Origin of the sequence: Phenylobacterium sp. (assembly GCF_044372605.1) — a bacterium.
Lineage (GTDB): Bacteria > Pseudomonadota > Alphaproteobacteria > Caulobacterales > Caulobacteraceae > Phenylobacterium.
In genome coordinates this window covers 1-4,817 of record NZ_JBILRO010000254.1, presented here as the reverse complement: position 1 = coordinate 4,817, position 4,817 = coordinate 1, and the positions used below count along the sequence as shown (strand labels likewise).

Here is a 4,817-nt window from a genome sequence, read left to right as displayed (position 1 = left end):
CAAGGACCTTTGCGACAGTCTGGACCTTACCGTATTCATGATCACACACGACCTCGACAGTCTCTACAAGGTCACCGACCGGGTGGCGGTGATCGCTGACAAGACGGTGGTGGCGGTGGCGCCTGTTCGCGAACTAGAACATTCGGAACACCCATGGATCCAGGAATACCTTTTGGGCGAACGCGGTCGCGCGGCGCGGGGCGGCGGCAGGGGATCTGAGGGCTGATGGAAAAGAACGCCAACTATGCGTTGGTCGGCCTGTCCACGCTGATCCTGACTGTCGCTCTGATGGTCTTCGTGGTCTGGCTGGCGCGCTTGAACTTCAATGCAGGGTACGACCTCTACGACATCGTTTTCGAGGGTCCTGTCCGGGGCTTGACCGAAGGCGGCGAGGTTCATTTCAACGGTATCAAGGTCGGCGAGGTCACCAAGATCGAGCTCGACGGATCAAACCCCAAGAACGTCATTGCCCGGGCGCGGGTTACAGGAGATGTGCCGATCCGGATCGACTCCTACGCAACTCTTGAGCCTCAGGGGATAACCGGCCTCAACTATGTCCAGATTATCGCCGGAAGCTCAACGAAGCAGCTCCTGAAGGACTATTCCGACAAGCGCTGCACCCGCATCGGCGGTGGTTGCGTTCCCCGACTGGCCAGTCGGCGCAGCACCTTCGCCGACCTCCTGGAGGGCGGAGGCACGGTGCTGACGCGCTCGATCGAGGCCCTTGATCGGGTGAACCGTGTATTGTCGGATCAGAACGTCCGCACATTCTCGGCCGCGCTCTCGGATGTCCAGGCGGTGACGGCAGAGCTACGCGAGCGCAAGGCCCTGATCGCCGACGTTCAGATCGCGGTTCAACGGCTGGAAGAGGCGACGGCCGAGATCGCGCTCCTGTCGAAAACCACACGCGATGTGGTGGACGGCGACGGTCGCAGGGCCATGCGCAGCCTCGCCGACGCCGCAAGGGAGACGCAGGTCACAGCCAAGGAGATCCGCACCATGGCGGAAAAACTTCAGGGGCCGACATCTGACTTCGCCAACAACGGCCTGCCTCAGGTCACGGCTACCGTGATCCAGCTGCAGAACTCGGCCGAATCTCTTGAGCGCCTGATCAACGAAATTCAGTCCAGCCCCACCGGCGCTTTGGGCAAACCGCCCGCCAAGGAAGTGAAAGTCCCGAAATGAGGTCCGGCTCCATCACATTCCGAGTGGCCGTTATAGCTGCCGTTGCCCTGGCGACGAGCGGATGCATCACCCTGCTGCCAAAGGCGAAGCCGGTGGACCTCTACCGGTTTGGTCAACCGGCATCAGCCAAGTTCGAGACAGTGCAGACCGGCACGGTTGGCGTTGTCCGCGCAACGGGAGAGTTTCAGCGCGAGGCCGCTGGCGACCGGTTAGTGGCGATCACGTCGGAAAGGGTGGCTCTGGTCGCCGAAGCCCGGTGGGTGACGCCAGCCATCACACTCTGGGACGAGGCCGTACTGGCGGCGTTTGACGCGGACAACGGTCGCGTGAGGCTGATCGCACGCGGCGAACCCGGGCGCGCGGCCTATGTGCTGCGCCTGGACGTCCGCAACTTTGAAGCTCTTTACGAACGAGGGCCGAAGGCGGCGCCAACTGTATTGGTCCGTGTGCGCGCGGCGCTCACGTCGAACGCGGACCGTGGCCTGGTCGGTGAACGGATCTTCGAAGCCCGGATCACGCCCTCGGAAAACAAGCTCTCAGAGATCGTTCCTGCCTACGACCGCGCCGTGGCTGAGGTTCTCAAGCAGGTGATCGGCTGGACCAACGAGCTGGCGGTTCCGGTCTAGGCTTCCACCCCTGCCTGCCGCATCGCCGCCGTGATGGTGTTCTGCAGTAGCACTGCCACGGTCATTGGCCCGACCCCGCCCGGCGCCGGCGTTATCCAGCCCGCGACGCCCAGGGCTTCCTTGTAGTGCACATCCCCCACGATCTTGGTCTTGCCGGCTGCGGCCTGCTCGGGATTGTCAAACGGCACACGATTGATGCCGACGTCGATCACGCAGGCGCCGGGCTTTATCCAGTCGCCGCGGATCATCCGGGGACGACCTACGGCGGCCACCAGGATATCGGCCTCCCGGCAGACCGACGGTAGATCGACCGTGCGAGAGTGGGCCATGGTCACGGTGCAGTCTGCTGCCAGCAGCAGCTGGGCGATCGGCTTGCCTACCAGAAGAGACCGACCGACCACCACCGCGCGCTTGCCCGTCAGGTCGCCCAGGGTCTCGCGCAACAGGATCAGGCACCCCGTCGGCGTGCAGGCCACCAGCGATGGAAGCCCCGCCACCAACCGACCGGCATTGATCACGCTAAGGCCATCCACATCCTTGTCCGGACTGATGGCGGCGATCACCGCGCTTTCGTCCAGATGTTTCGGCAGCGGCAGTTGGACCAGTATGCCGTGAATCAAGGGGTCAGCATCGAGATCGCCAACCAGCTGCAACAGGTCCTCAAGCCGGGTGTCCGCAGGCAGCCGATGAGTGACCGAATGCATGCCCGCCGCAAGCGACTGCTCGCCCTTGGACTTCACGTAGCCCTGCGACGCGGGATCGTCGCCCACCAGCACAACCGCCAACCCGGGCTGAAGCCCATGCTCGGATTTAAGCCGCGACACTTCTGCCTTCACTTTAGTCAGCAGGCGTTCGGCATGGACCTTGCCGTCGATGATCCTAGCGGTGGTCTCAGTCATCTCGCGCTGGTAGCGCGTGGCGCCCGTACGCGCAATCTCAGCCAGACCGCGACCGCCCAGGCATGGGATTCTCGATCCAGTTGAGTGAGGGCTTCGAATGGGTCGAGCCAGACAAGTTCGTGATCCGTCTCGATCTTCAAAGCGTGATTCTCGGCTGCAACCTGGCCCGCGAAGAAGGCCCCACGCGTGTTCCGGACCACGCCGTCGTGATGCAGGAAGAAGTGATCGGCGCGGGTGAAAGGAGCCGCATCGAGCGCGGCCACGAGGCCAGCCTCCTCTCCGCACTCACGGATTGCTGCCTGAACCTCGGTTTCGCCCGGATCCATCCCGCCGCCCGGCAGATGCAGCAGATGACCTCGCCCCAGCCACGACACCCGCACGAGCGCGATAAGGCCGCCCCGCTCAATCACGGCGAAAGCGGCCGGACGATCCGGGCAGGCAGCCTCATCCACGGCGACCCCAAATTGCGGGATCGCCATCAGTCGACCGAGGAGAGCGCGACGTAAGGGTTGACCTTGCCCGACAGCACATCCTGTACTGCGATAGGTCGCCATCCGACTTTGGTGGTGGCGCTGGCTCGCCAGGCTTCAACAATCAGGTCCCGAAGCTCCGAGGCGCCCTCTGCCAGTCGGGCCGTCGCGAAGGTGCCGCCGCGCGGATCGCCCGGCTTCATGCCGCCAGCCTTCTCCATCTCGTAGAGCGGGATGACCTGGTCGCGTGACTTAAGCAGATAATCCGTCACCCGTTGTTCGATAGGGCAGTAACAGCTTCGGAACGGCGCGACGGCCTTTGCGACATCAACCTGCGACACGCGGGATTTGACCATTTCTCCCTCGAAGGGAGCGTGGATACGGGCCGTCGTGTAGCCATTCGGGTTCGGATAGTCACCCCAGCCGTTGTAATGGATCGACACGTGGAGGGGCTGACTGCCATCGCCCACGAAATGGGACAGCTCGCCTATGTCCTTGAGGATTAGCGCCTCCCGCCGGCGGATGTCTTCCTTGAACCAGACCCTGTTGCCTTTCCAGGCGGGGTTGACGATGGCAGCGTTAAGGACGCGCCAGTAGGCCAGATTTATGGTGAGCTGCTGGTAGCGGTCGATGATGGCGTAAGGCAGGTAGCCAGCCTTCCACTCATCCAGATTGAACAGCCGAAGTTGCGTGGCGTAGTCGGCCCGGGTGGCGGCCAGAGGGACCATCATCGGGCCGCCCAGCAACTTGCCCTGTTCGTCGATGTCGATGAAGTGCGCGCCCTCGCGGTCGGTATCATGCAAACGCCCGGCCCCCTTGTGGCGATCCGGCTCACGGGAGAGTTCACCGACGTCGAGGATGGTTCTCGGGCTACGCAGGAAACCCGGCAACTCGCCTGGCAGGCTGCGCATCGCCTCCTGGCCGATCATCCGGTGACCACTCCCGCCCCAGGCCAGGGCACCGCCGGGCGCAGTGGCGAGCAGGGCAGCAACGGCAAGAGCGACGAGGCGTTTCATGGACCGCATTTGCGCTGTCGATCCCGGCCAAGGCAAGGCGCTTTCAGTTGATCTTCAAAACCTGTTCAACGCGCTCGATCCAGCCAGTGACGCGCGGGTAGTCGGCCAGGTCAAAACCGCCCTCCCCGGCCATCCGCGTATAGGCAACCAGGGCCACGTCGGCGAGGCTGACATGATCGCCAACCAGAAAGGCTGAGGTAGCCAGACCGTCCTCCAGACGTTGCAACGCCGCCCGGCCACGTTCCACCAGTCGCGGCTCGAGGTCGGCTACCGCCTTGCCCTGATAGCGCACCTGAAACCGCGCCACCGCTACATAGGGCTCGTGGCTGTATTGCTCCCAGAACATCCACTCCAGCATGCGGGCGCGGTTATAGGCATCGACCGGGATCAGCGCCGAGCCTTCGGCCAGATGCAGGATGATGGCGTTGGATTGCGACAGCGCCCGACCGTCATCGAGAACGACGACAGGCACCTGGCCCGCTGGATTCATCGCCAGGAAGTCCGGCGTGCGAGACTCACCTTTCATGATGTCGACCTCGATCCAGTCGTACGCAAGACCCAGAAAATCCGCTATCCAGGCCACCTTCAGGCAATTCCCCGAGATCCGATCTCCATAGATTT

6 protein-coding genes and 1 pseudogene are annotated in these 4,817 nt (G+C 63.3%); 3 read left to right on the top strand and 4 right to left on the bottom strand.

Annotated elements, in window-relative coordinates; translation table 11 throughout:
* The 3 genes and pseudogenes from ACIQ42_RS16075 to ACIQ42_RS16065 form a co-directional block, all read left to right on the top strand.
* Positions 1-226 (top strand): annotated as a pseudogene (locus ACIQ42_RS16075) (ABC transporter ATP-binding protein); the annotation flags it as partial.
* Positions 226-1,185: an MlaD family protein gene (locus ACIQ42_RS16070; RefSeq protein ID WP_397423255.1), complete on the top strand. Its 960-nt coding sequence runs from the start codon at positions 226-228 to the stop codon at positions 1,183-1,185. The pseudogene ACIQ42_RS16075 and the gene ACIQ42_RS16070, both read left to right, overlap by 1 nt.
* On the top strand, positions 1,182-1,811 hold the full coding sequence (locus tag ACIQ42_RS16065; protein WP_397423254.1) for an ABC-type transport auxiliary lipoprotein family protein: 630 nt from the start codon (positions 1,182-1,184) through the stop codon (positions 1,809-1,811). Before ACIQ42_RS16070 ends, ACIQ42_RS16065 begins: the two co-directional genes overlap by 4 nt.
* On the opposite strand, the gene folD is transcribed toward ACIQ42_RS16065, so the two are convergent.
* The 4 genes from folD to ACIQ42_RS16045 are packed head-to-tail and all read right to left on the bottom strand — an operon-like array spanning position 1,808 to position 4,815.
* A complete protein-coding gene (gene folD / locus ACIQ42_RS16060) occupies positions 1,808-2,710 on the bottom strand; it encodes a bifunctional methylenetetrahydrofolate dehydrogenase/methenyltetrahydrofolate cyclohydrolase FolD (protein ID WP_397423253.1) in 903 nt (300 codons plus the stop codon). The two genes, ACIQ42_RS16065 and folD, sit on opposite strands and share 4 nt — an antisense overlap.
* Complete coding sequence (locus ACIQ42_RS16055; protein WP_397423252.1) at positions 2,707-3,189, bottom strand: NUDIX domain-containing protein; 483 nt, start codon at positions 3,187-3,189, stop codon at positions 2,707-2,709. The genes folD and ACIQ42_RS16055 overlap by 4 nt, the downstream gene beginning before the upstream one ends.
* Positions 3,189-4,196 (bottom strand): S1/P1 Nuclease, encoded by a 1,008-nt coding sequence (locus ACIQ42_RS16050; RefSeq protein ID WP_397423251.1) that lies wholly within the window; start codon positions 4,194-4,196, stop codon positions 3,189-3,191. The genes ACIQ42_RS16055 and ACIQ42_RS16050 overlap by 1 nt, the downstream gene beginning before the upstream one ends.
* 43 nt (positions 4,197-4,239) lie before the next feature.
* Complete coding sequence (locus ACIQ42_RS16045) at positions 4,240-4,815, bottom strand: glutathione S-transferase family protein (RefSeq protein WP_397423250.1); 576 nt, start codon at positions 4,813-4,815, stop codon at positions 4,240-4,242.
* Between the last annotated feature and the right edge of the window lie 2 nt (positions 4,816-4,817).